Origin of the sequence: Geothrix sp. 21YS21S-2 (assembly GCF_030846775.1) — a bacterium.
In the GTDB taxonomy this organism is placed as follows: domain Bacteria; phylum Acidobacteriota; class Holophagae; order Holophagales; family Holophagaceae; genus Mesoterricola.
Map to the genome: position 1 here is coordinate 4767887 of NZ_CP132910.1, position 22446 is coordinate 4790332.

At 67.8% G+C, this 22446-nt stretch carries 19 protein-coding genes; 10 read left to right on the plus strand and 9 right to left on the minus strand.

Translation table 11 applies throughout. The annotated features are described in order from the left end of the window. Positions 1-18: 18 nt before the first annotated feature. Together RAH40_RS20990 and RAH40_RS20995 are read right to left on the minus strand one after the other, a co-directional pair. On the minus strand, positions 19-1494 hold the full coding sequence (locus tag RAH40_RS20990) for a UbiD family decarboxylase (RefSeq protein ID WP_306599587.1): 1476 nt from the start codon (positions 1492-1494) through the stop codon (positions 19-21). 95 nt (positions 1495-1589) lie between these two features. Beyond that, positions 1590-2474 carry a LysR family transcriptional regulator gene (locus tag RAH40_RS20995; protein ID WP_306599588.1) on the minus strand — a complete coding sequence of 295 codons (885 nt, stop codon included), beginning with the start codon at positions 2472-2474 and terminating at the stop codon, positions 1590-1592. Positions 2475-2665: 191 nt separating this feature from the next. On the opposite strand from RAH40_RS20995, the gene RAH40_RS21000 reads away from it, so the two are divergent. Next, on the plus strand, positions 2666-3910 hold the full coding sequence (locus RAH40_RS21000; RefSeq protein ID WP_306599589.1) for a porin: 1245 nt from the start codon (positions 2666-2668) through the stop codon (positions 3908-3910). On the opposite strand, the gene RAH40_RS21005 is transcribed toward RAH40_RS21000, so the two are convergent. Together RAH40_RS21005 and RAH40_RS21010 are read right to left on the minus strand one after the other, a co-directional pair. After that, a complete protein-coding gene (locus tag RAH40_RS21005) occupies positions 3900-4367 on the minus strand; it encodes a nuclear transport factor 2 family protein (RefSeq protein WP_306599590.1) in 468 nt (155 codons plus the stop codon). The two genes, RAH40_RS21000 and RAH40_RS21005, sit on opposite strands and share 11 nt — an antisense overlap. Positions 4368-4562: 195 nt before the next feature. Next, positions 4563-5900: a cyclic 2,3-diphosphoglycerate synthase gene (locus tag RAH40_RS21010; RefSeq protein ID WP_306599591.1), complete on the minus strand. Its 1338-nt coding sequence runs from the start codon at positions 5898-5900 to the stop codon at positions 4563-4565. Between the two features lie 200 nt (positions 5901-6100). On the opposite strand from RAH40_RS21010, the gene RAH40_RS21015 reads away from it, so the two are divergent. Beyond that, complete coding sequence (locus RAH40_RS21015) at positions 6101-8863, plus strand: DUF748 domain-containing protein (protein WP_306599592.1); 2763 nt, start codon at positions 6101-6103, stop codon at positions 8861-8863. 16 nt (positions 8864-8879) lie between these two features. Next, a complete protein-coding gene (locus RAH40_RS21020) occupies positions 8880-9437 on the plus strand; it encodes a hypothetical protein (RefSeq protein ID WP_306599593.1) in 558 nt (185 codons plus the stop codon). Positions 9438-9484: 47 nt separating this feature from the next. On the opposite strand, the gene RAH40_RS21025 is transcribed toward RAH40_RS21020, so the two are convergent. Continuing rightward, positions 9485-10066 (minus strand): peroxiredoxin, encoded by a 582-nt coding sequence (locus RAH40_RS21025; protein ID WP_306599594.1) that lies wholly within the window; start codon positions 10064-10066, stop codon positions 9485-9487. A gap of 156 nt (positions 10067-10222) precedes the next feature. Between RAH40_RS21025 and RAH40_RS21030 the strand changes: the two genes are divergently transcribed. Both RAH40_RS21030 and RAH40_RS21035 read left to right on the plus strand, forming a co-directional pair. Beyond that, a complete protein-coding gene (locus tag RAH40_RS21030; protein ID WP_306599595.1) occupies positions 10223-11506 on the plus strand; it encodes an arginine deiminase family protein in 1284 nt (427 codons plus the stop codon). Positions 11507-11617: 111 nt separating this feature from the next. Then, entirely contained in the window at positions 11618-12850 is a 1233-nt protein-coding gene (locus RAH40_RS21035; RefSeq protein ID WP_306599596.1) for a PLP-dependent aspartate aminotransferase family protein, read from the plus strand. A gap of 12 nt (positions 12851-12862) precedes the next feature. Here RAH40_RS21035 and RAH40_RS21040 read toward each other — a convergent pair whose 3' ends face one another. From RAH40_RS21040 to RAH40_RS21050, 3 genes are all read right to left on the minus strand, one after another. Continuing rightward, positions 12863-13285 carry a cupin domain-containing protein gene (locus RAH40_RS21040; protein WP_306599597.1) on the minus strand — a complete coding sequence of 141 codons (423 nt, stop codon included), beginning with the start codon at positions 13283-13285 and terminating at the stop codon, positions 12863-12865. Between the two features lie 485 nt (positions 13286-13770). Next, positions 13771-15819 carry a serine/threonine-protein kinase gene (locus tag RAH40_RS21045; protein ID WP_306599598.1) on the minus strand — a complete coding sequence of 683 codons (2049 nt, stop codon included), beginning with the start codon at positions 15817-15819 and terminating at the stop codon, positions 13771-13773. A gap of 77 nt (positions 15820-15896) precedes the next feature. Continuing rightward, complete coding sequence (locus RAH40_RS21050) at positions 15897-17873, minus strand: thioredoxin domain-containing protein (RefSeq protein WP_306599599.1); 1977 nt, start codon at positions 17871-17873, stop codon at positions 15897-15899. A gap of 131 nt (positions 17874-18004) precedes the next feature. On the opposite strand from RAH40_RS21050, the gene ffh reads away from it, so the two are divergent. From ffh to RAH40_RS21070, 4 genes are all read left to right on the plus strand, one after another. Next, positions 18005-19360: a signal recognition particle protein gene (ffh, locus tag RAH40_RS21055; RefSeq protein WP_306599600.1), complete on the plus strand. Its 1356-nt coding sequence runs from the start codon at positions 18005-18007 to the stop codon at positions 19358-19360. Positions 19361-19394: 34 nt separating this feature from the next. Continuing rightward, entirely contained in the window at positions 19395-19637 is a 243-nt protein-coding gene (gene rpsP / locus RAH40_RS21060; RefSeq protein WP_306599601.1) for a 30S ribosomal protein S16, read from the plus strand. 81 nt (positions 19638-19718) lie between these two features. Further along, complete coding sequence (locus RAH40_RS21065) at positions 19719-20006, plus strand: KH domain-containing protein (RefSeq protein ID WP_306599602.1); 288 nt, start codon at positions 19719-19721, stop codon at positions 20004-20006. Continuing rightward, positions 20006-20554 carry a ribosome maturation factor RimM gene (locus RAH40_RS21070; RefSeq protein ID WP_306599603.1) on the plus strand — a complete coding sequence of 183 codons (549 nt, stop codon included), beginning with the start codon at positions 20006-20008 and terminating at the stop codon, positions 20552-20554. Before RAH40_RS21065 ends, RAH40_RS21070 begins: the two co-directional genes overlap by 1 nt. On the opposite strand, the gene RAH40_RS21075 is transcribed toward RAH40_RS21070, so the two are convergent. Then, positions 20469-21071, minus strand: coding sequence for a hypothetical protein (locus RAH40_RS21075; protein WP_306599604.1), 603 nt, complete (start codon positions 21069-21071; stop codon positions 20469-20471). The two genes, RAH40_RS21070 and RAH40_RS21075, sit on opposite strands and share 86 nt — an antisense overlap. Positions 21072-21191: 120 nt before the next feature. Between RAH40_RS21075 and RAH40_RS21080 the strand changes: the two genes are divergently transcribed. After that, complete coding sequence (locus tag RAH40_RS21080; protein WP_306599605.1) at positions 21192-21908, plus strand: hypothetical protein; 717 nt, start codon at positions 21192-21194, stop codon at positions 21906-21908. Positions 21909-22446 lie beyond the last annotated feature (538 nt).

Genomic DNA, 22446 nt, shown 5'->3' on the forward strand with positions numbered 1-22446 from the left:
GGTGGGTTGCGGGTCGGCCTAGAGGAAGCGCTTGTAGTCGACTTCCATGAACTGGGCGCGCTGGAACCTCGCCTTGAGCTCGAAGGGGACGGTGCAGTCGAAGATGGCCTTGGTGGTGATGCCCTTGCCGCGGATGGAGGGGCTCATCTCGGGGGTCTGGGAGGGGTCCAGGGGGTGGCAGCGCACGCCGGGGATGGCGATGACGTCGGCATCGGCCTGGAAGCGGGTGGTCATGGCCCACAGCACGTCGTTGGTGTCGAAGGGGTCCACGTCCTCGTCCACGAGGATCACGTGCTTGAGCTCGGAGAAGGACGAGAAGGCCAGGAGCGCGGCCTGGCGCTGGCGGCCCTCGTCGAAGGGCACGGCCTTCTTCACCTGGAGGATGGCGAGGTACTTGCCGCCGCCCGAGGGGTGCGCGTAGACGTTCTGCAGGAAGCCGGGAAGGGCCTTGCCGACCATCATCTTGATGGAGGCCTCGGTGGGGATGCCCGCGAGGTTCACGTGCTCCTCGGAGGGACCGATGGTGGTCTGCATGATGGGATTGACGCGGTGGGTGACGGCCGTGACCTTGATGACGGGCAGGCTCGGGTGCGCGGGGCCGTTGTAGCCGGGGAACTCGGGCATCGCCTTGCCGGTGTGGCTGTTCTGGTCCTCCACGACGCGCACGTCGGGCTGGAGGAAGCCCTCGATGACGATCTCGGCGTGGGCGATGGCCTTGGCGTCCACCGTGAGGCACTCGACCACTTCCACGGCCTTGCCCCGCAGCGCGCCGGCGATGCCCAGCTCGTTGAAGCCCAGGGGCGTGGAGGGGGCCTCGAAGCACGCGGCGACGTACACCGCGGGGTCCAGGCCGATGCTGATGGAGATGGGCTGGGGCTGGCCGGCCTTCTCGGCCTTGATGCGGAAGGCGTCCAGGTGGCGGCCGGGGACGAACATCATGGAGATCTCGTCCTTGCCCTGGATGCAGAGGCGGTGGATGGTCACGTCCTCCTGGCCGTTCTCGGGATCCTTGCCGTAGCACAGGCCCATGGTGATGAAGGGGCCGGCGTCCTCGGGGGTATTGGTGGGGGCGGGGATGAGGGTCCGGATGTCGAAGCCGGGTTCGGAGGCCTTGTGGACCACTTCCTGGCACACGGCGCTGCCGGCCTTGACGACCTTGGGAACGATGGGGGCGTTGAGCGCGTCGCAGAGGATGGAACCCACCTTCTCCACGGTCGTGCCCAGGAGCAGGGCCACGCGCCTGCGGTCGGCGAGCATGCCGATGGAGACGCGGGAGCCGGGAAAGCCCTTGATGTTGTTGAAGAGCATCGCGGGGCCGAGCTTGGTGGGGCGCATGACGGTGCCGCCCGCGCCGATGTAGCGGTAGACGCCGGAGAGCTCGGCGATGGGGTCCACTTCCACGTCGGTCTGGTGCAGCTGCCCCTCGTGCTGCTCCAGGAGCTCGATGGCCGAGCGGAGATCGTGGACGGTGACGGCGGTTTCTATTGGCGACATCTGGGTCCTCCTTTTAGGATTCCCCATCAGACCGCAGACGATTTCCCGCGGATAATACCGTTTCCAACTGCGGTCCATTGTCCTTCGATATGGAGCTACCCGGCCACAATCGCCTCGATGACGTCGCGGATGGCCTGCGACAGGTACCGGTCCGTGCGGTGGATGAGCGCGGGGTGCAGGGTCAGGCCCGGCAGGTCCAGGGGGTGGATCTCGAAGCGGTCCCCGAGCGTCCCGGGGATCTCCGAGGCGGGGATGATGGCGGCGGCCTGCAGACCCCGCAGAAGGCAGCCCAGCAGGGTCCGCACATCCGGTGAATCCAGGATGATGCGGGGTTCGATATCCTTCTCCTGGAAGGCCTTCAGCAGGAATTCGAAGGTGCCTCCACCGGTCCAGCGCCGCATGCAGATCAGCGGGATCCCGGCCAGGTGCTCGACGCCGATCCGCGCGGGCAGGCCCGCGGGTGCCAGCCCCGCCGGCATGACCACGCAGAGGTTGCCCGTGGGAAGCAGGCGCACCGTGTTGCCTTCCTTCGGCACGGGGAGGAGCAGGATCGCGAAGTCCAGCTCCCTGGATTCCACGTGGGTCGCCAGGTCCGAGCTGTCGGAGATGAGCAGGCTGAACTTCAGCCTGGGAAAGCGCGCGTTGAACCCGGGCAGCAGCTTGAGGAAGTGGGACGCGCACACGCTGGAGGTGCCGATGCGGATCGTCCCCGAGAGCCCGTCGGCCACGTTCTTGACTTCGGAGGGGATGTCGCCCAGCTGGTCCAGGACCTGCCGGGCCCGCTCGTAGAGCATCCGTCCGGACTCCGTCACCTGCCAGGCGTGGCCCTCGCGGATGATGAGCTGGACGCCGAGCTCGTCCTCCAGTTCCTTGAGGCGCTGGCTCAGCGGGGGCTGGGACATGTTGAGGAGCCGCGCGGCGCGGCTGATCTGGCCCTGCTCGACGATGGTGCAGTAGTACGTGAGCCGCTTGGTGTCCATGGGGCTTCCCTCATATCGGCTTGCAATGGTCCCCAGTGCGAAACGGTATTAGGGCGCATCCCCGACTGGGCGTATTCCCATAGTGACCCATTTTTTTCCTTCCGGGGCAAGCGCCCCGATCTCCGAATGTCCCCGTGCCGCGGCCTGTACCGCCGGGGGAAACGTCCACCCACTTTCCGAGGAGCGCCCCCATGCGCCGCAACCCAACCCTGTCCCTGCTCGCGCTGGCGTCCATCGGCGCCTGCGCCCAGGCCGCCGACGTGCAGATCTACGCCACGCTCCTCCCCTTCCTGGAGAGCGTGAGGACCACGGGCGCCACGCCCGCGGGCCTCACGCCCGCCCTGGGCGGCGCCAGCCAGGTTCCGGGTTCGGCCTACACGGGCCTCGACCTCCCCTCCCGCCTGCGCATCACCTCCGGCACCTCCAACCTGGGCTTCCGGGGCGCGTGGAAGGTGGCCGACGACCTCCAGGTGTTCTGGCAGATCGAGAACGCCATCAGCCCCGACGGCGACGCCCCCAACACCCTGGCGGGCCGCAACTCCGCCGTGGGCCTCAAGGGCAGCTGGGGCACCGCGTTCTACGGCAACTGGGACACGCCCTACAAGTTCCCTCTCCTGGCCGTGGGCCCCCTGCGCGGCCTGAGCCCCTTCGACAACGCGCTCACCGCCAACCCCGGCTTCAACGTGCCCGGCACCACGACCCAGAGCGGCCGCGTCAACGGCAAGGCCGATGCCGCCTTCAACCGCCGGCAAGGCAACAGCATCCAGTACTGGTCCCCCGTGTGGAACGGCTTCTCCGCCCGCGTGGGCGTCTCCGTGGACGAGGGGAAGACCGTCGCCACCGCCGCCGCGCCCTCCGTGAGTCCCACGATCCTTTCCGGCCTCGTGACCTATGCCCAGGGCCCCGTGAAGGTCAGCTACGGGTTCGAGCGGCACAACGACTACTTCGGCCTGTCCCAGCTGGGCGGCAACGCTGGCGCCACCCTGACGAACAAGGCCTCTTCCGACACCGGGCAGGAACTGGTGGCGTCCTACGCCTTCAGCACCGGCACCAAGGTCTCCGCGGTGGTGGAGCAGCTCACGTACGACACCGACGACACCGCCGCCGGCGCCCTCCGCCAGTACAAGCGCACCAATTGGTACACCCTGGTCCAGCAGCAGCTCGGCAGGCACCAGGTGTGGGCGGCTTTCGGCCGCGGCAGCGCCGGTTCCGCCCAGCGCAACGGCGGCGCCGCCGCCTCCACGGACGGGCTGGAAGGGACCCAGTGGAGCGCGGGCTATTCCTACGCCATCGCCAAGAACGTGGACCTGTTCGCGTCGTACTACGGCATGACCAACGGCCGCTCCGGCACCCTCGCCGAGTTCCCGCCGGTGGGTACCGTCGCCCCGGGCGCGAACACCACGGGCATGGGCCTGGGCCTGCTCATCACGTTCTAGGTTCCATCCGTTCGGGCGTCCCGGTCAGCCAGAGGATGCCCAGCTTGACGCTCACGAACTTCCAGCCCTGGGGCGTGCGGCGGTACGTGCTGTCGTACCAGCCGCCGCCGTCCCAGTGCTCGAAGGGCGTGGCGCCCACGTGGACGGCCTGGAGGCAGGAGCGGGATGCCGCGGTGTCGCCGTCGACCGTGATCTGGTGGTTGGTGCTGATGTGGTGGGTGCCCGAATACCTGGCGAGGCCGTGGGGCATCAGCTCGGGCATGCGCTCCCTGGGCATGCGGAACGTGCCGCCGGTGGTGGGGTCGGGAAGCTCCACGTAGCCGCCCTCCGCGAAGTTGGCCGCATAGCCTTCGTAGTCCTTCGCGTCCAGGCAGGACGCGAAGCTGAACAGCAGGTCGCTGATGAGGGCGCGGTCGACGAGCCACTGCACCTGGTCACGGATGGAGGAATCGGTCATGGGAAGCTCCTGGTCCGGTAATGCAGGTCTTGTTCCAATATCTAAAGTGCTTATTAGCCCGTGCTTATTTCAGAAGCAGGCGCACGGGTCGAATCGATTGTGAACAACCGGCCGGTGCACTTGTCCATTTCCCGAACAACGCGGAGAAAAAAAACGGGCACCCGAAGGTGCCCGTTCTTTTCATGCTCATTCGTGTCAGTGTGCGGCCACGGCCGCTTCCACCGCCGCCTTGACCTGCACGGCCAGCTGTCCGGGGGTCACTTCGGCCAGCTGATAGGCCACGCGCACCATCGGCTTGGAGACCTTCAGGACGCGGGTGATGTCGATGGGCGTGGCGGAGATGACCACGTCGCAGGGGGTGGCTTCGATGGTCCGCTCGAGGTCGGCGACCTGCTCGGCCCCGTAGCCCATGGCGGGGAGGATGCCCCTGGCGTTGGGATACTTGGCGTAGGTGGCGGCGATGGACTTCACGGCGTAGGGGGTGGGGTCCACGATGGTGCCGACGCCCACGGCCTTGGCGGCGACGACGCCGGCGCCGTAGCTCATGGAGCCGTGGGTGAGGGTCGGGCCGTCCTCGATGATGAGGGCCTTCCTGCCCTTGACCAGCTCGGGCTTCTCGCAGGTGACGGGCGAGTTGGCGCGGATGACCACGGCCTTGGGATTGAGGCGGGCCGCGGCGGCTTCGATGGACTTGATGTCCTCTTCCTTCGCGGAGTCGCACTTGTTGATGACGATGACGTGGGCCATGCGGAAGTTGGCCTCGCCGGGGTGGTAGATGGACTCGTGGCCCGCGCGCAGGGGGTCGGCGATGACGATGTGCAGGTCGGAGGCGTAGAAGGGCAGGTCGTTGTTGCCGCCGTCCCACAGGATCACGTCGGCTTCCTTCTCGGCGCTGCGGATGATCTGCTCGTAGTCGACGCCGGAGTAGATGATGAAGCCGTTGTCGATATGGGGCTCGTACTCCTCCCGCTCCTCGATCGTGCATTCGTGCAGGTCAAGATCGCTGTAGGTGGCGAAGCGCTGGCAGGCCTGCTTGGCGAGGTCGCCGTAGGGCATGGGGTGGCGGATGGCCACGACCTTCTTGCCCAGGCCCTTGAGGATGTTGGAGATGTAGCGGGTGGTCTGGCTCTTGCCGGCGCCGGTGCGCACGGCGGTGATGGCGATGACGGGGACCTTGGACTTGATCATGGTCTTGTCGGCGCCCAGCAGCTCGAAGTCCAGGCCCAGCGCGATGCAGCGGCTGGCCATGTGGCCGACGTACTCGTGGGTCACGTCGGAGTAGGAGAACACGGCCACGTCGGGCTTGTCGCGCTTGACGATCTGTTCCAGCTCCTGCTCGGGGACGATGGGGATGCCGGCGGGATAGAGCTTCCCGGCCAGGACGGCGGGGTAGATCCGCTCGTCGATCCCGGGGATCTGGGTGGCGGTGAAGGCGACGACCTGGTAGTCGGGGTTGTCGCGATACACGGTGTTGAAGTTGTGGAAGTCGCGGCCTGCGGCTCCCAGGATGACGACACGACGCGGGGTGGACATTCAATTCTCCCTTTGTGGGTCGACCGAATTACCGACACACCCGAAATGGGTAGTCATGGTCTCGGGACCATGGTTATGCGGCAATGTTAGCCCTTTAAACCGGTTTGTCACATGCATCGTGACTTTTGGTATACATGACCGGATCAGGAGGATTTCCGGGGCCGGAAAAGTGCTAGTCTTTCCACATGAATGCATCAACATTGCTCCGTCAGGTCCTGGGACGGCGGTGGGTCCAAGCCCTCGCTCTCCTGGTCGTTCTCTATGCGGCGGCCGGGTTCCTCCTCGCACCGGCCCTGATCCGGGCGCAGCTTCCGAAGCGGCTGGCGCCCATGCTCCACCGGGAAGTTACGGTGGCCCGGGTGCGTGTCAACCCCTTCGCCCTCTCCGTCACGCTGGAGGGCTTCCTGGTGAAGGACAAGGACGGCTCGGCCCTGCTGGGCTGGGACCGGCTCTACGTCAACCTGGGCGCCGCCACCCTGTTCCGGCTGGCCCCGGTCTTCCAGGAGATCCGCCTGGAGGGCTTCCACGCGCAGGTGGTGCTGGACAGGGAAGGCAACCCCACCTTCCAGGACCTGCTGGTGGCCTCCCCCGAGCCCCCCAGGCCCGCGGGGCCCCTCCCGGACATCCGCATCCGCAAGCTCACCGTGGTGCGCGCCCGGGTGGACTTCGCGGACCGCTCCACCACCCCCGCCTTCACCACGGTCCTGGGCCCCCTGAGCCTCGACCTGGACGGCTTCCGCCTGAAGCCCGACAACAACAACCCGTACGCCTTCACGGGGCGCACCGAGCGGGGCGAGACCTTCGGGTGGCGGGGCCACTTCTTCGTGGAGCCCCTGCGCAGCCAGGGAAGCTTCTTCGTGGGGGGCCTCCACCTGCCCAAGTACGCCCCGTACTACCGTGACAGGATGGACGTCGAGCTGATGTCCGGCACGCTGGACGTGAAGGCCGACTACGAGTTCCGGTGGGGCGAAGGCAGCCACGCCGTGCGCCTCCACAAGGGCGAGGCGGGCCTGGACAACCTCTCCCTGGGCGAGACCGGCGTGCCCGGCTCCGCCGTCGACCTGGCCGAGGTGCGGGTCAAGGGCCTGGAGGCGGACCTCCTGGAATCCAAATTCCACGTGGCCTCCCTCGCCGTGCGCAACAGCCGGCTCAAGGTGGAGCGAAACGCCGCGGGCAGCATCAACCTCATGCGCATGGCCACGCCACGCGTGCCCGCCAAGCCGAAGAAGGCCGAACCCTTCACCTTCGACCTGGACGAACTCCGCGTGGAGAACCAGTCCGTCGCCTTCCGGGACCTGGTGCCCAGACGCCCCGTGGACCTGACCCTCGACCAGCTGGCCCTCACCGTAAGGAAATTCAGCATGGATCCGGCCAGGCTCTGCGACGTGGACCTGGATCTGCGGTGGAACGGCAGGGGACGCGTCCATGCCGCGGGCACCGCGGCGCCGCTGAAGTCCGCCGGGGCCCTGGAGCTCAAGGTGGACGACCTGGACCTGGCGCCCCTGGACGGCTATGCGGCGCCGGACGCCACCCTCGCCTCCGGGCGCCTGGGGCTGGCCGGGCACGCGGACTTCGACCTTCCCGCCGCGAGGTACGCCTTCCGGGGGCAGGCCCGTGTGGACGGCTTCAAGGCGGTCGCGGGCAACGCCGAGGTGGCCTGGGAAGCCCTGCGCGTGGCCGGAATCAGGGCCGCCTCGAGCCCCATGGCCGTGTCCCTGGCATCCATCGACTGGGACCGGCCCGCCTTCAGGTTCGTGCGCACCGCCGCGGCCCCAGCGGTGCCGGCGGAAAAGCCCGCGGAGAAGTCCGCGCCCGGTGCCCCGGTGAAGGCCGAGATCGGCGCCTTCCGGTTCAAGGGAGGCTCCTTCACGTTCCTGGACCGGAGCCTGCAGCCGGTGGTGGCCCTCTCCCTGGACCATATCGACGGCCAGGTGGGCCGGCTCTCCTCGGACCCCGGGTCCCGGGCCTCCATGGAGCTGAAGGCGCTGGTGGACGGCGCCGCGCCCTTCACCGCCAAGGGCACCGTGAACCTCCTGTCCCAGGCCGCCTACACCGACGTGGCCCTGGTCATGGGCGGCATGGACCTGTCGCCCCTGAGTCCCTACTCGGGCCGCTACGTGGGCTACGGCATCGAGAAGGGCAAGCTGGAACTGGACATGAAGTACCTCGTGCAGGACCGCAAGCTCGAGGGCGAGAACCGGATCCGCATGGACCAGTTCACCCTGGGCGGGGCGGTGGAGAGCCCCGAGGCCGTGCACGTGCCGGTGAAGCTGGGCCTGGCCCTGCTGCGGGACCGCCACGGCGTCATCGACCTGGACGTGCCCGTGCGCGGGGACCTGGCCTCCCCCGACTTCAAGCTGGGCCGGGTCATCTGGCGCGCCGTCATCAACGTCTTCGCCAAGATCGCCACTTCGCCCTTCGCGCTGATCGGCAAGGCCTTCGGGGGCGGGGACGCGGACCTCAGCCTCCTGCCCTTCCCGCCCGGGGGGGACGCCGTCGACGCCCAGGGGGCCAAGGTCCTGGAGACCCTCGAGAAGGGCCTCTTCGAGCGCCCCGGCCTGCGCCTGGAGATGGAGGGCACCGCGGGCGAGGTCGATGTGCCCGCCCTGAAGCTCGCGGAGCTGGAGGCCTCCCTGGCGCGCCTCAAGGGCCAGCCCCTGGGGCCCGGTGAGCGGCCGAAGTTCCTGCGCGCCGCCTACCTCCAGGCATTCCCCCCGCCCAAGGACCCCAAGGAGGCCAAGGCCGCTCCCGAACCCGCCCCGGCCGACATGGAAGCCCGGCTCCTTGCCCGGGTCGATGTGGACGCCGCTGCCCTTCGGCTGTTGGCCCGCCGTCGCGTCCAGGCCGTCCGGGACCGTCTCCTGGGCTCGGGAAAGGTGTCCGAGGACCGGGTCTTCATCGTCGACGGTGGGGAACGGGCCCGGAAGGAAGGCGGAAGCCGTGTCTATTTCGAACTGAAGTGAACCCCCGGAGGGATGCTTGGACAAGCTGCTCACGATCTCCCTGGCCGTCCTCTGCGCCTGGCCCCTGGCCGCCGGCGACGGCATCCAGTACCAGCTCAACGGCCGGGCCACGCAGCCTGGCAAAAGCCTGAAGGACATCGGCTTTTCCCGTACCGGCGCCGGCGGCGGCTTCGCCGTCCTCGTGGGGAAGGAGGCCATGCGTCTGCGCGTGCGCCTGGATGGGGATTCCTTCCCCGCCGATGGCGGCCGCGTCGCGATGAACAACTATGGCCTGGGCGCGGACGGCCTCCTGACGCTGGCCCCCGATTCGGCCTTCCATCCCACGATCTCCGCGGGGGTGGTCCTCCAGAAATGGCGGATGGGATCCGAAGGGACGTACGACCAAGCCACCGGCCTGGGCAACAGGGGCACCTACAACGGCTCCACGGGCCTTCTCAAGCTGGCGGTCCGGGCGGAGGCGGGCATCCAATACAAGGAGCGGTTCGCCCTCTACGTGGGGATGCTCACGGGCCGGATCGGGTGGGACCGCCGGGCCCGGTGCCCCTACGTGGGGTTCTCGGTGAACATCCTGTAGACGCGAAAAGGGGCCCCGCAGGGCCCCGTTTCGCGCGATCCGGCAGGCTAGTGGTTGGCCGCGTACTCGCGCAGGCCTTCCTGGGTGGGCTTCATGGCCTTGTCGCCCTTCTTCCAGTTGGCGGGGCAGACCTCGCCGTTCTTGGTGTGGAAGTCCAGCGCGTCCACCACGCGGAGGACCTCCTCCACGTTGCGGCCCAGGGGCAGGTCGTTGACGGTGATGTGGCGCAGGATGCCCGCCTCGTCCACGAGGAACAGGCCGCGCAGGGCGATGCCGCCGGGGAGCAGGACGTTGTAGTCCGCCGCGATGGACTTGGACAGGTCGGAGACCAGCGGGAAGCTGACGCCCTTGATGCCGCCGTTCTTGATCTCGGTGTTCGCCCAGGCCCAGTGGCTGAAGTGGGAGTCGACGCTCACGCCCAGCACCTGGGTGTCGCGGGCCTCGAACTCCTTGACGGCGTCGGAGAAGGCCAGGATCTCGGTGGGGCAGACGAAGGTGAAGTCCAGGGGGTAGAAGAACAGGACGACCTTCCTGCCCTTGTACTGGCTGAGGGTGACTTCCTTGAACTCGCCGTTCACGAGGGCGGTGGCCTTGAAGTCGGGTGCGGGTTGAGTTACGAAAGCAGCCATGTGGCCTCCTGTGGGGGAACGATTTCCAGTGAGTTTCCAGGCTACGATGGGGCCCGCAGGCGAGGCAAGGGAATTGTGACCAGTTTGGTAAACTTTCGGTAAATCGCTTTTTCGGATAAGCTTATCTTCAACTTTTGTGCCCTTTTTGAGGACGTCATGCCCGCAATCCAGTTATCGATATTTTCCGAGATCGGCCGCCTGAAGCAGGTGGTCGTGCACAACCCCGGCCCCGAAGTGGACATGATGGTTCCGGACATGATGGAGGAGCTGCTCTTCGACGACATCCTCTACGGGGACCTCGCCCGGGCCGAGCACGGGGTGTTCCGGAAGGTGCTGGCCCGGGTGGCCGACGAGGTGCTGGACATCCAGGACCTCTTCGTGGAGTCGCTCGATTCCGAAGGGGTGAAGCTGGCCTTCATCGAGGACTTCCGGCGCCTGGTGGACATGCCCGACGAGTCCGCGAACCTGCTGCGGGCCATGGCTCCCGCGGACGTGGCCCGGGCCGTGATCACCGGCATCCCCTGGGACGACACCCTGAGCCACACTCACTGGCAGAAGCGCTTCGACTACACCGTGCGCCCCATCCCGAACCTCCTGTTCATGCGGGATCCCGCCGCGGTGGTGGGCCGCGGGTACAACATCAACTTCATGGCCACCTGGGCCCGGGAGCGCGAGCCGCTGATCCTCAGCTACGTCTTCCGCCACCACCCGCGGCTGTGCCACCTCCAGGAGGCGGACCGGCTCTTCGACCAGCTCACGCCGCTTCTCAAGGGCGAGATCCGCATGCCCCAGAGCCTGGAGGGCGGGGACACCCTGGTGCTCTCCGACAAGGTGCTGGCCGTGGGCTGCAGCGAGCGAACTTCCGCCGACGCCATCCACATGCTGGCCGAGAACCTGCGCCGGCAGGACCTCTCCTTCGACACCCTGCTCATGGTGCTCATGCCCAAGGTGCGCAGCGCCATGCACCTCGACACCATCTTCACCCGGGTCAGCGAAGGCGAGTGCCTGATCTACCCGCCCTTCTTCACGGACCACAGCCGCGAGCTGCTCAACGTCGTGAAGTTCGACCTGCGCCACAAGACCCTGCAGACCTCCGTGGAGGCCAACCTCCTGCGGGCCCTGAAGGGCGTGGGCATCGACCTCGAACCCATCCGCTGCGGCGGGGACAACTACATCATGCAGCAGCGGGAGCAGTGGACCGACGGCGCCAACGCCTTCTGCCTGGCCCCGGGCGTGATCGTCATGTACAGCCGCAACCACGCCACCGCCGGCGAACTCGCCAAGGCCGGCTACCGGATCCTCATGGCCCGGGACCTCATCGCCGACCCGTCCATCGATCTTCTGGACGGCGGCAAGTGGGCGGTGATGCTCGAGAGCGCCGAGCTGAGCCGGGCCCGTGGGGGGCCGCGGTGCATGACCATGCCGCTGGCGAGGGGCTAGGAGCCTGAATCCTGTTACGTAGACAGGCTCCCGGCCCAAGGTGTGACCTCCGACACCATGGATTCGGATCCCAGGGACTCATAATCATCCTGCCAAGGATCCGGAGCCCCCATGACCGTCAAGCCGCAGACCCGCATCTTCTCCCACGGATACGACCCCCAGCGCTCCGAGGGCGCCGCGGTGCCTCCGGTGTTCCGCACCTCCACGTTCATCTTCAAGACCGCCGCCGAGGGCAAGCGGGCCTTCGAGATCGCCTACGGCCTCGACTGTCCCAAGGCCGGGGAGAGCCCGGCCCTCATCTACACCCGCGTGAACAACCCCAACAGCGAGATCCTGGAGGACAAGGTCGTGGTGTGGGACGGCGCCGAGGCCGCCGCCCTGTTCTCCTCGGGCATGGGCGCCATCTCCAGCACCTGCCTGGCCTTCCTGAAGCCCGGCGACACGCTGCTCTTCTCGGATCCGGTGTACGGCGGCACCGAGTACTTCTTCCGCCGGGTGCTCCCCCAGTTCAACATCCGGACGATCCCGTTCCCCGCCGGGACCCCCCGCGAGGAGCTGGAGCGCTTCGTCAAGACCGATCCCACCGTCAAGGTCATCTACATCGAGTCCCCCGCCAACCCCACGATGATGCTTTCGGACATCCGGGGCGCCTCGGAGCTGGCCGCCGCCTATTCCCGCGAGGACCACAAGATCCTGGTCGTGGTGGACAACACCTTCATGGGACCCATCTTCAGCAAGCCGCTCGAACTGGGCGCCGACGTGATCCTCTACTCCGCCACGAAGTTCCTGGGCGGGCACTCCGACCTGGTGGCGGGCGTGGCCATGGGCAGCGCCGCCCTGGTGGGCCAGATCAAGGTCATGCGCACCATCCTGGGCTCCAACTCCGACCCGGACACGGCCTGGCTCATCCAGCGCTCCCTGGGCACGCTCCAGCTGCGCATGGAGCAGCAGCAGGCCAGCGCCCTGCGCATCGTGGACTTCCTGCGCACCCACCCCAAGGTCCAGTGCGTGGCCTACCCCGGCAGCCCGGCCATGGGCGAGGCCCAGACGGCCCTCTGGAAGGACCAGTGCACCGGCACCGGGAGCATCATCGCCTTCTGCGTCAAGGGCGGCGAAACCGAGGCCTTCAGGGTGCTGGACGCCGTGCGGCATATGAAGCTGGCCGTGAGCCTCGGGGGCATCGAGAGCCTCATCGAGCACCCCTCCTCCATGACCCACTCCGACATGACCCCGGAGGAGAAGGCCCAGGCCGGCATCACCGACAACATGGTGCGCATGTCCGTGGGCCTGGAGGACGCCCAGGACCTCATCGCCGACCTCGCCCAGGCCCTGGGGACCATCTGACCCTCTAGGAGCCTAGGGGTTCTGCACGATCTTGACCGTCGGCTGCCCCGGCTCTTCCAGGAGGTAGGCCGCGACGAATCTGGCAGGGGTGTCCCCGACGTTGTCGAAGCGTGCCACATGAACGCCCGCAGGTTCATAAAAGGCGTCCCCGGCCTTGAGGAACGTCGTCGGCTCACCCTCGATCTGGTAGGCGATGCGACCTTCGATCACAACCCCGATGACGGGGCATGGGTGCAGGTGAAGGGGCGCCTTCTGCCCGGTCGCCATCGTCACGTCCTGGACGCTGACGCTCCCGACGGCTTTCGGGGGTGCGAGGGCCGCCTCGAGCAGATTCCTCCTCTGGACGGCTCCCGGGCTTGCCATGGGACCCCCTTGCGCATTGAGATGCGGGATCGCCAGCAGGGTTACAAGCATGGGGATCTGGAACTTCAGCATGGTCGACCTCCCTGGCTATTTCGTCTGGATCGCGCCCATTCCCTTCACGCTTCCGGCAAGGCGACCGCTTTCGCCACCACCCCGGAGACGCCATCCGATTATGGGGCAATGCCCCTGGGCGGAATGGGTAGGATCCGGCGGAAAGATGATCCGAATGCCCTGGTTCACACCTTCTGGCAGCTCGGCGTTCAATTGGGCGAACAGGCAAGGATCCGTGGCTGATGAAAACGCGATAAGCGTCCGGGTGGCCGGGGGTTCCCAGGAATCTCGCGTGGTTGCGCTGCGCGCCCGGGCCTCCACCGAAAAAAAAGCACCCTGAAGAGGGTGCTTTGGGGTCTCGCCAGCGGGCGGTTTCCGGAACGCCGTCACTGGGGAAGGGGCTCGTTCTTAGACGGCCTCAGGTGTAAGGGAAGAGCGACTTTTTTCTACCCTGCACCCAATCTAGGCCCCCGGGGACCGGAAACAAGGCGGTGTTTTCTGCCTTCTCAGGCTGCTGGGACGGCTCGTTGCTGGGCGTGCGGGCGAAGAATGTCCGGGTGCCCTTCCATGGGCAGGCCGGAGGCCTTGACGGCCCTGGGCAGGACCGGCCGGCTCCGGGCCCGGTCACGTTCGGTTGTCAATCCGTTCAGCATCCGCTGGGCGGCGGTCAGGGCCGGGGGACGGGGATCCTGGGTCCGGGTCCAGTAGAAGGCCAGGGCCCGGTCCAGCGTGGGCTTGGGATCGAGGCCCGCATCGGCCTGTTGCCGGGCGACCAGGCACTGCACGGAAATCCAGTCCGCCTGGGCGGTCCCGCCGTCCGGATTGATGAGGAGGCTCTGGTCCGCGCGCGCGACGAGCGCCTGGACCGTCTCCCGGGTGAGCTGGCCCCGGGCCCGGTCCAGCTCGGCCAGCCCCATGGCGGCGACCAGGGCGGCATGGCGGAGTCCGCCGTCGCTCTGGGCCTGGCGGGCGCCGTCCTCGGCCCACCGGAGGGCCTCGCGGTAGGCGCTGCCGGCGGCGGCGTCATCCCCGCCCGCAAGGTAGGTGCGGGCCAGACGGGCCAGGCAGTGGGAGCCCAGGGCGCCCGCGTCGCGAAGCCAGGGGTTGGCCTGCTCGGCAGCACGGCAATGGGCCAGGGCGCCCGGAAGGTCATGGGCCATGAGGGCGAGGAGCGCCTGGGCGAACGCCTCCCGGTCCCGGCTCAGGCCCTTGGCCTTCTGGAACCACGCCTGGGCCTGCGCGCGCAGGTCCGCCGCGGCGGCCTGCCCCCGCTGGGCGGGCTCCTGCTCCAGGTCGAGCCACTGGCGCGCGCAGACGAGGCCCAGGAGGTAGGCGGTGCCGGGAAGGGCCGGTCCCCTTGCCAAGGCCTTCTCCAGTTCGGCGTGGGCGGCGGGAAGGTTGTCCAGGCAGTAGTCCGCGGTCCCCCGCACCAGGGCCCAGGCGGGGTCGTCGGCGGGCGCCGTGGCGGCGTCCCTGACGGCCCGGATGCGCGCGAGGGCGCTCCGGGTGTCGTGGAGCGGCTGCTCCTGCTCGTAGCGGAGGCCGGCCATGAGATTGCTCGCTTCCTGGGCCGCGCGGTTAAACCGCTCCGCCGAGCGTTCCTGGGCGGCGGCCCGGTGCCAGGCAAGGCCTCCCAGCCCCGCCACCAGCCCCAGGGCCGCGGCGGTGGCGGCCAGGCTCCGCCATTTCCCGGCGGCGCGCCGCGGGGCCCGGCCCAGGAACCCCCACAGGTCGGCGGCCAGGGCCTCCATGGTCGGGTACCGCTCCGCCGGGGCCGGGGCGAGGCAGCGCAAGAGGATGGCCTCCAGCGCCTCGGGGATGGACGGCTCCAGGGCCCGGGGGGTGGGGAACCGCCGCTCCTTCTTCACCTTCAGCATTTCCTGGGTGACGGTGCTGACGCAGGGGGGCCGGCCCACCAGAAGGAAGTAGAGGGTGCCGCCCAGGGCGTAGACGTCCGTCGCGGGCCCGATGTGCCGGCGGTCCCCCCGCACCTGCTCGGGAGCCATGTAGGCGGGCGTCCCGGTGAGGGCGTTGGGCAGGGTGAGCACGGAGGCGTCGACCTGCAGGGCCAGGCCGAAGTCGCAGAGGATGGGCTTCCAGCCCCCGGCCGGCAGGGGCTCCAGGAGGACGTTGCCGGGCTTGATGTCCCGGTGGATGAGCCCGTGGCGGTGGGCATCCTCCAGGGTCTCGGCCACCTGGGCGATGAGGGCCACGATCTCCTCAAGCTCCAGGTCGTTGGTGGCGTCCTCCAGCGTGGGGCCCCGCACCAGCTGCATGGCGATGCGGGGCACGCCCTCGTGGGCCTCGATGTCATAGATCCGGCAGATGTTGGGGTGCTCGAGCTTGGCCTGGAGCTGGGCTTCGTGCATGAAGCGCACCATGGCCGCGGGCTCGGCGTGGTTGAGGATCTTGAGGGCCACCACGCGCCCCAGGATGGTGTCCCAGGCCTCGACCACGTCCCCCATGCCGCCGTGGCCCAGGAGGGGACCCAGCACGTAGCGTCCGTCCTTCTTCCCCTTCTCGAACCAGTCGGGCCTTGAACTGGGTTGGGCCATGGCCGACTCCCGGGTCGGCCTTTAGATGACCAAATGGATCATGTATCGGCCGCCGGATCAAAAATAAGGATGGTTCATTAGTTTGTCAACACGCCCGCGAGGCTATCGGCCAGGCGGTCCGGATCCGTGAGCGGGGCCTCGCAGACGCCGCCCCGGCAGAGAAATACGGACGGCTCGGCGACCCGGCGGTCCTGGTGGAGGGGCAGGGCGGGGTCGGCCTCCACCAGGGAGAGGACCCCTCCCACCCGCAGGGCCCGGTGGGCCCGGTCCACCAGGGCCCGGACGCGCGGGTCCCCCGGATCCCCGGCGATGACGACCTCCGGTCCCGGAGCCAGGGCCGAGGCCAGGACGCCCGCCATGCCCGTCACGGCCGACGGGGCCCGCTCCAGCAGGGGCGCCGCGGCCCGCAGGGCGCCCTCGGCGGCGACGGTGAAGGGGGCGTGCCCGAAGTGCCGGCCCAGGGCCAGGAGGGCCCGCGCGGCCAGGGTGTTCCCCGAGGGCACGGCGCCGTCCTGGAAGGGTTTCTGGCGCACCAGGAGGTCCGGACGGGCGATGCTCGCGTAGAACCCCCCTTCCGGGTCCTGGAACCGCTCCAGGAGGATCTCCCCCAGGTCGAAGGCCCACCGCAGGTGCCGGGCGTCGAACCCGGCCTCGTACAGGTCCACCAGCCCGCAGGCCACGGCCCCGTAGTCCTCCAGGAAGGCCGGCGTGTGCCCCCGGCCGCGGCGCCAGGTGCGCAGGAGGCTCCCGTCCCGCCACAGCTCGGTCCGCAGGAAATCCGCCAGGGCGCCGGCCGCTTCCAGGTACCTCGCCTCGCCCAGCACCTGGAAGCCCCGGGCGAAGGCGCCGAGGGCCAGGCCGTTCCAGGCCGCAAGCACCTTGTCGTCCTTGCCGGGGCGCACCCGGGCGTTCCGGAAGGCCAGGACCCGGGCCCGAAGCCCCTCCTCGACGGCCGCGCCCCGGGCCTCGAAGCGGTGGAGGACGCTGGTTCCGTGTTCGAAGCAGCCCTGGGCGGTGACGCCGTAGGCCTCGCAGAAACGTCCGGCGTCCGCGCCCAGGACGCCTTCGATCTCGGCGGGGGTGAACACGTAGAAGCGGCCCTCCTCCCCTTCGCTGTCGGCGTCCTCGCTGGAGTGGAAGCCGCCCGCGGGGTCCCGCAGGTCCCGGAGCAGGTAGTCCAGGGTGGCCCTGGCGGTCTCGCGGTGGCGGGGCTCGCCGGTGAGCTGGAAGGCCTCCAGGTAGCACGGCGCCAGCAGCGCGTTGTCGTAGAGCATCTTCTCGAAGTGGGGCACCAGCCACTTCTCGTCCACGCTGTAGCGGGCGAAGCCGCCCCCCAGGTGGTCGAAGATCCCGCCTTCGGCCATGGCGTCCAGGGTCTTGAGGGCCCGGGCCCGGTCCGCCGCGGACCCGTGGCGCAGGAGCAGCTCCAGGCCGGTGGGCTGGGGGAACTTGGGGGCCGGGCCGAAGCCGCCCCACCGCGGGTCGAAGCTGCGCTCCATGGTCTCCATGGCCTTGCGCACCGGGGCCAGGGTCGGGAGGGCCCGGGCCGGGGGCGGATCGCGGTCCAGGGCGGCCAGGAGGCTCGCGGCGTCGCCCTCGAGGTCGGGGCGCTGGTCCGCCCAGGCGCGGCGGATGCTCTCGAGGAGCTGCAGGAAGGCCGGGAGGCCGTGGCGGGGCGCGGGGGGGTAGTAGGTCCCTCCGTAGAAGGGCCTGAGGTCCGGCGTGAGCCAGACGCTCATGGGCCAGCCGCCGCGGCCCGTGATGGCCTGGACCGCGCCCATGTAGAGGTCGTCCAGGTCGGGGCGCTCCTCCCGGTCCACCTTGATGGGGATGAAGTGGGCGTTGAGCTCCGCGGCCACCGCCGGGTCCTCGAAGGATTCCCGCTCCATCACGTGGCACCAGTGGCAGGCGCTGTAGCCGATGCTGAGGAAGATCGGCTTGTCCTCCAGGCGGGCCCGCTCCAGGCTTTCGGCATCCCAGGGGTTCCATTCCACGGGATTGTGGGCATGCTGGAGAAGGTAGGGGCTGGTGGACTGGGCGAGACGGTTGGCCATAGTCGACTCCGGAAGTCGACATTCTGGCACGGATCGTGAGTTCCAAGCCTTTCCGTTGAGTCCCAGCCGCTTTGGCGCTAAGATCATGGGTTCATCCCACTCTGGGATGGCTCTGCCTGTCTCTGGGACCCATGTTCGAAACCCTGTCCGATAAACTCAGCCGCGCGATGAAGTCCCTCCGGGGGCAGAGCCGGCTGTCCGAGAAGAACATCGAGGAGGCCCTCCGGGACGTGCGCATGGCGCTCCTGGAAGCGGACGTGCACGTGCAGGTGGCCAAGGCCTTCCTGCAGCGGGTCAAGGAGAAGGCCCTGGGCGTCGAGGTCCTGAACGGCCTCAACCCGGCCCAGCAGTTCATCGACATCGTCTACCAGGAGCTCACCGCCATCATGGGCGGCCAGGCTCCCGAGCGGCCCCTCGACATGGCCCCGAAGCCGCCCACCGTGGTGATGATGGTGGGCCTCCAGGGCTCCGGCAAGACGACCACCTGCGGCAAGCTCGCCAAGTATCTGAAGAAGAACGGTTACTCCCCCCTGCTGGTGCCCGCGGACGTGTACCGCCCCGCCGCCATCGAGCAGCTGCACGTGGTGGCCAGGGACGCGGGCGTGCCCAGCTTCCGCACCGAATCCATGGAGCCGGTGGCCATCTGCAAGGCGGCCGTGCAGGAAGCCGCCCTCAAGGGCTGGGACGTGGTGATCCTGGATACGGCCGGCCGCCTGCATCTGGACGAGACTCTCATGAACGAACTGGCGGCCATCAAGGGCGCCTGTTCCCCTACCGAGATCCTCTTCGTGGCCGACGCCATGACCGGGCAGGACGCCGTTCGCTCCGCCGGGGCCTTCCACGAGAAGCTGGCCACGACCGGCGTCATCCTCACCAAGGCCGACGGCGACACCCGCGGCGGCGCGGCCTTCAGCATCCGGCACATCACCGGCACCGCCATCAAGTTCGTGGGCTCGGGCGAGAAGCTGGACGACTTCGAGCGCTTCCACCCCGACCGCATGGCCCAGCGCATCCTCGGCATGGGCGACGTGCTCACCCTCATCGAGCACGCCAAGGACACCATCGACGAGAAGGACGCCGAGCGCATGGCGCAGCGCCTCGTCAAGAACCAGTTCACGCTCGACGACATGCGCAGCCAGTTCCAGCAGATCCAGAAGATGGGCTCCATGCAGAAGATCATCGGCATGCTGCCGGGGCTCGGGAAGATGAAGGAGCAGATCGAGTCCGTGGCCACGGACAAGCGGATCAAGCACCTGGAGGCCATCCTCAATTCCATGACGCCGCGGGAGCGGCAGAACCACAATCTCCTGGACGCCAAGCGCAAGCGCCGCATCGCCGCGGGCTGCGGCCGCCCCGTCCATGAAGTCAATCAGCTTCTCAAGCAGTACCTGCAGATGAAGAAGATGATGTCCCAGATGAACAACCCCGGTTTCATGAAGCGGATGCAGGCCATGCAGGGCATGCAGAAACCGCCCTTCTCACTCTAACCCGCAATTTTCTTTCAACACCCAAGGAGTCCCGATGCTTTCCATCCGTCTCGCCCGCAACGGCGCCAAGAAGCGGCCCTTCTACCACATCGTCGTGTCCGAGAACGACCGCATCCCCACCGGCCGCGCCATCGAAGTCCTGGGCTTCGTGAACCCCATCGCGCAGAACGGCGAGACCGTGCGCATCGACGCCGAGAAGGCCAAGGCCTGGATCGCCAAGGGCGCCCAGCCCTCCAAGACCGTCCTGGAACTCTTCAAGAAGAATTCCATCCTGTAAGCTCGACACGCCGGCCCGGCATCCGGGCCGGCGAATCTGGCCTTGAAGGCCGGTTGGCCACGGCCGCCCGGCGGAGCTTCCATGAACTTTGAAGCGTTTGTTACCGATGTCCTGACACCCATCCTCGACCACCCCGAAGCGCTGCGGGTGGACGTGAAGGAGGGCGGGCGCAAGCTGGACGTCCTCATCTACGCCGAGGCCCGGGACCGCGGCCGGATCATCGGCAAGGGCGGGCGCATGATCACCTCCCTGCGCACCCTCGCGAAGGTCGCCGGCGAGAAGGCCGGCCTTACGGTGAACCTCGAGCTGTTCGACGGCGACGAGCGCCCCGCCAGGCCCGAGGCCGAAGCGCCCCTGGGCGACCAGTAATGTTCCTCCTGGGCCACCTCGCCAAGGTGCAGGGCCTCAAGGGCGAGTTCCTGCTGCACGAGCTCATGGACGAGCCGGAGAAGCTGGACGGCATGGCCGGCCTCGTGCTGGCCCCCCCGAGCCTGGACCTGGAGGGCGCCGGCGAAGCGCCGCCCCCCGCGCGACCCGCCAAGGTGCGCACCTTCCGCTTCCACCAGGACCGCGCCTGCGTCGCCTTCGAGGGCATCCCCGACCGCACCGCCGCCGAGCCCTTCAAGGGCTGGGCCATCTGGGCCCCCGACGAGGCCATCATCCTGCCCGAGGGCGAGACCTTCCGCCACGAGTGGGCCGGCTGCCAGGTCTACGTGCACGGCGCCCTGGTGGGCGAGGTGCTGCGCCTGGACCCCACGCCCATGGGGTACGACATGGTGGTCCTCAAGGACCTGCGCCCCGGCCGCACCGGCCAGCGGGACGTGCCCTACATCAAGGCCTGGTGGCAGGTGGACCTGGCCGGCCGGCGCCTGGAACTGGATCCCCCTCCGGGGCTGCTGGACCTGGATCTGGACTGACCGTCTCCGAGACGATGCGGATTCGGGCCACGGCATAGCCTTCGAGGTCGCCGTTGCCGTAGGCGTAGGCCAGGACCCCCTCGACCTTCGAACTGCAAGCGGGCAGCACGAAGCTGAAGACCGGCGGGGCGCCCTCCCTGGCCGGGCGGGCCACGTCCAGGAGGATCCTCCGGCCCTGGCTGTCCTTGAGGTAGAGCCGGCCGGTGAAGTCCTCTCCGGTCTTGAGGAACCCCATGTAGGCGGGCGGGCAGGGCGCAAGGTGGAGGCCCCGGCCCGGAGGCAGGACCATCTCACGGCCCGGTTCCAGGTTCCCGGCCGTCTTCCAGGCCTGCCGTTTCCCGTCGAAGTCCATGATCCGGAGCCTCCCCTTCAGGCCGGTCCTCCGGTCCACCCCCACCGTCCAGGGCCCCCGGGAATCGTTGGAGAAATGAACATAAGTCCTGGCCAGGCGCTCCGGACCGTGGGAGGGGACCAGGGCCAGGAAGCCGGCCAGGAGGGGGGAAAGGGGGTGGCTCAAAGGGGGATTCCAGAACTCCAATATATAAATTAAATATATAAAAATGTCTGTCAATGGCTGGAACGGCCGTAGGGGTTGAGGGCACATGAAAGACAGCCCGACGATCGGGATGGAGAATTAATGAATCTGCGCCTGCTTCTTGTCCCCGCCCTTCTGGTGGTCCAGCCCCTGCTCGCGACCAACCCGCCCGGCTACGACGTCGAGGCCGATCTCAGGGCCCAGGCGTGGCTCGACAAGCTGCAGGAGGAGGCACTCGCCCAGGGCCTGGCGACCCTGCAGGCTGCCCGGAAGGGACCGGTGCCTGTCGGTGCCCAGGCCAGGGCCCAGGAATGCCTGGTCCAGGTGGTCGGCAGCATGGCGGCGGTGCACCCCGACGCCTTGAGTTATCCAGGCAGCCAGGTGGCTTTCAGCTACCATGCGGTCATTCAGCCCAGGCTCGCGGAAAACGGCTTTCCGGGCTGGCAGGACCTGGGCGCGACGCTGGTCGCCCTGGGCTGGATGAAGGCGCCCCAGGCCTCCGTCCGTTCCAGCAGCAGTACGGGCTCCTCCAGTTCCAGCACCACCACTCTCCCCGCCACCCCTTCCGCCAGCCCGGCCAAGGCGCCCGCCACTCCGGCCCCCGCCGCCAGGACCCTGGCCACGGAAGGCCTGACCTTCCAGGAGGCCACGGCCCTGATCGCCGCCCTGAATCCCATGCTCCCCGACGGCACCTACGATGTTCCGGCCCTGAACGCGCGCCTCGCCACCGTGGCCTCCCACGACCTGGCGCTGGCCGCGAACCTGATGGGCCATTACCGCCTCGAGCAGGCCCGCCTGAAGGCGGCGATCACCCGCTAAATGCGCGCCACCCCGGGCCTCACGTTGCACACCAGGGCCCAGGCCGTCCACAACGCCAGCAGCGCCGTTCTTGGGCTTGGCATCGGGGGGCCTCCCATTGGAGGTGTTGGGGCTGCAGGCGGCGCAATTATTGCTGGTGTTGGAGCATTGAGTTATACAGGAGTCACAGAGGGTATTAAATTGCAGAAAACGTTGAGCACGATTAAATATAACTGGTAAGCAAATTACAGAGCAATCCAAAATTATTCAGATATAAACTGCGCTGGAGCTCTTCCTGAAATTCGGTATTAGGTGCCTTTTGGGCCAATTATGTTGAAAGAACTAGCAATGAAACACAAAAGAATAAAATGGACCCAGGCTATAATAATTCTTGTGTCATTGTGTCTGCAAAAACCTTTTTATAAATTAACTGGTATAAACAATTGCATTGATAATCTTGGATTTTTCCCAAGCCTTGCAGTTGCATCCATGGTGCTTCTCGGAATTATGCATATTTTATTTTTATTTGTTTATCGTATCATTAAACACCTTTGTCCTG

Coding starts and splice junctions, on each gene's coding strand:
- rpsP (WP_306599601.1), top strand. CDS start 19,395: ATGCTTTCCATCCGTCTCGCCCGCAACGGCGCCAAGAAGCGGCCCTTC.
- RAH40_RS20990 (WP_306599587.1), bottom strand. CDS start 1,494: ATGTCGCCAATAGAAACCGCCGTCACCGTCCACGATCTCCGCTCGGCC.
- ffh (WP_306599600.1), top strand. CDS start 18,005: ATGTTCGAAACCCTGTCCGATAAACTCAGCCGCGCGATGAAGTCCCTC.
- RAH40_RS21025 (WP_306599594.1), bottom strand. CDS start 10,066: ATGGCTGCTTTCGTAACTCAACCCGCACCCGACTTCAAGGCCACCGCC.
- RAH40_RS21050 (WP_306599599.1), bottom strand. CDS start 17,873: ATGGCCAACCGTCTCGCCCAGTCCACCAGCCCCTACCTTCTCCAGCAT.
- RAH40_RS21030 (WP_306599595.1), top strand. CDS start 10,223: ATGCCCGCAATCCAGTTATCGATATTTTCCGAGATCGGCCGCCTGAAG.
- RAH40_RS21035 (WP_306599596.1), top strand. CDS start 11,618: ATGACCGTCAAGCCGCAGACCCGCATCTTCTCCCACGGATACGACCCC.
- RAH40_RS21065 (WP_306599602.1), top strand. CDS start 19,719: ATGAACTTTGAAGCGTTTGTTACCGATGTCCTGACACCCATCCTCGAC.
- RAH40_RS21045 (WP_306599598.1), bottom strand. CDS start 15,819: ATGGCCCAACCCAGTTCAAGGCCCGACTGGTTCGAGAAGGGGAAGAAG.
- RAH40_RS21005 (WP_306599590.1), bottom strand. CDS start 4,367: ATGACCGATTCCTCCATCCGTGACCAGGTGCAGTGGCTCGTCGACCGC.
- RAH40_RS21010 (WP_306599591.1), bottom strand. CDS start 5,900: ATGTCCACCCCGCGTCGTGTCGTCATCCTGGGAGCCGCAGGCCGCGAC.
- RAH40_RS21070 (WP_306599603.1), top strand. CDS start 20,006: ATGTTCCTCCTGGGCCACCTCGCCAAGGTGCAGGGCCTCAAGGGCGAG.
- RAH40_RS21080 (WP_306599605.1), top strand. CDS start 21,192: ATGAATCTGCGCCTGCTTCTTGTCCCCGCCCTTCTGGTGGTCCAGCCC.
- RAH40_RS21040 (WP_306599597.1), bottom strand. CDS start 13,285: ATGCTGAAGTTCCAGATCCCCATGCTTGTAACCCTGCTGGCGATCCCG.
- RAH40_RS20995 (WP_306599588.1), bottom strand. CDS start 2,474: ATGGACACCAAGCGGCTCACGTACTACTGCACCATCGTCGAGCAGGGC.
- RAH40_RS21000 (WP_306599589.1), top strand. CDS start 2,666: ATGCGCCGCAACCCAACCCTGTCCCTGCTCGCGCTGGCGTCCATCGGC.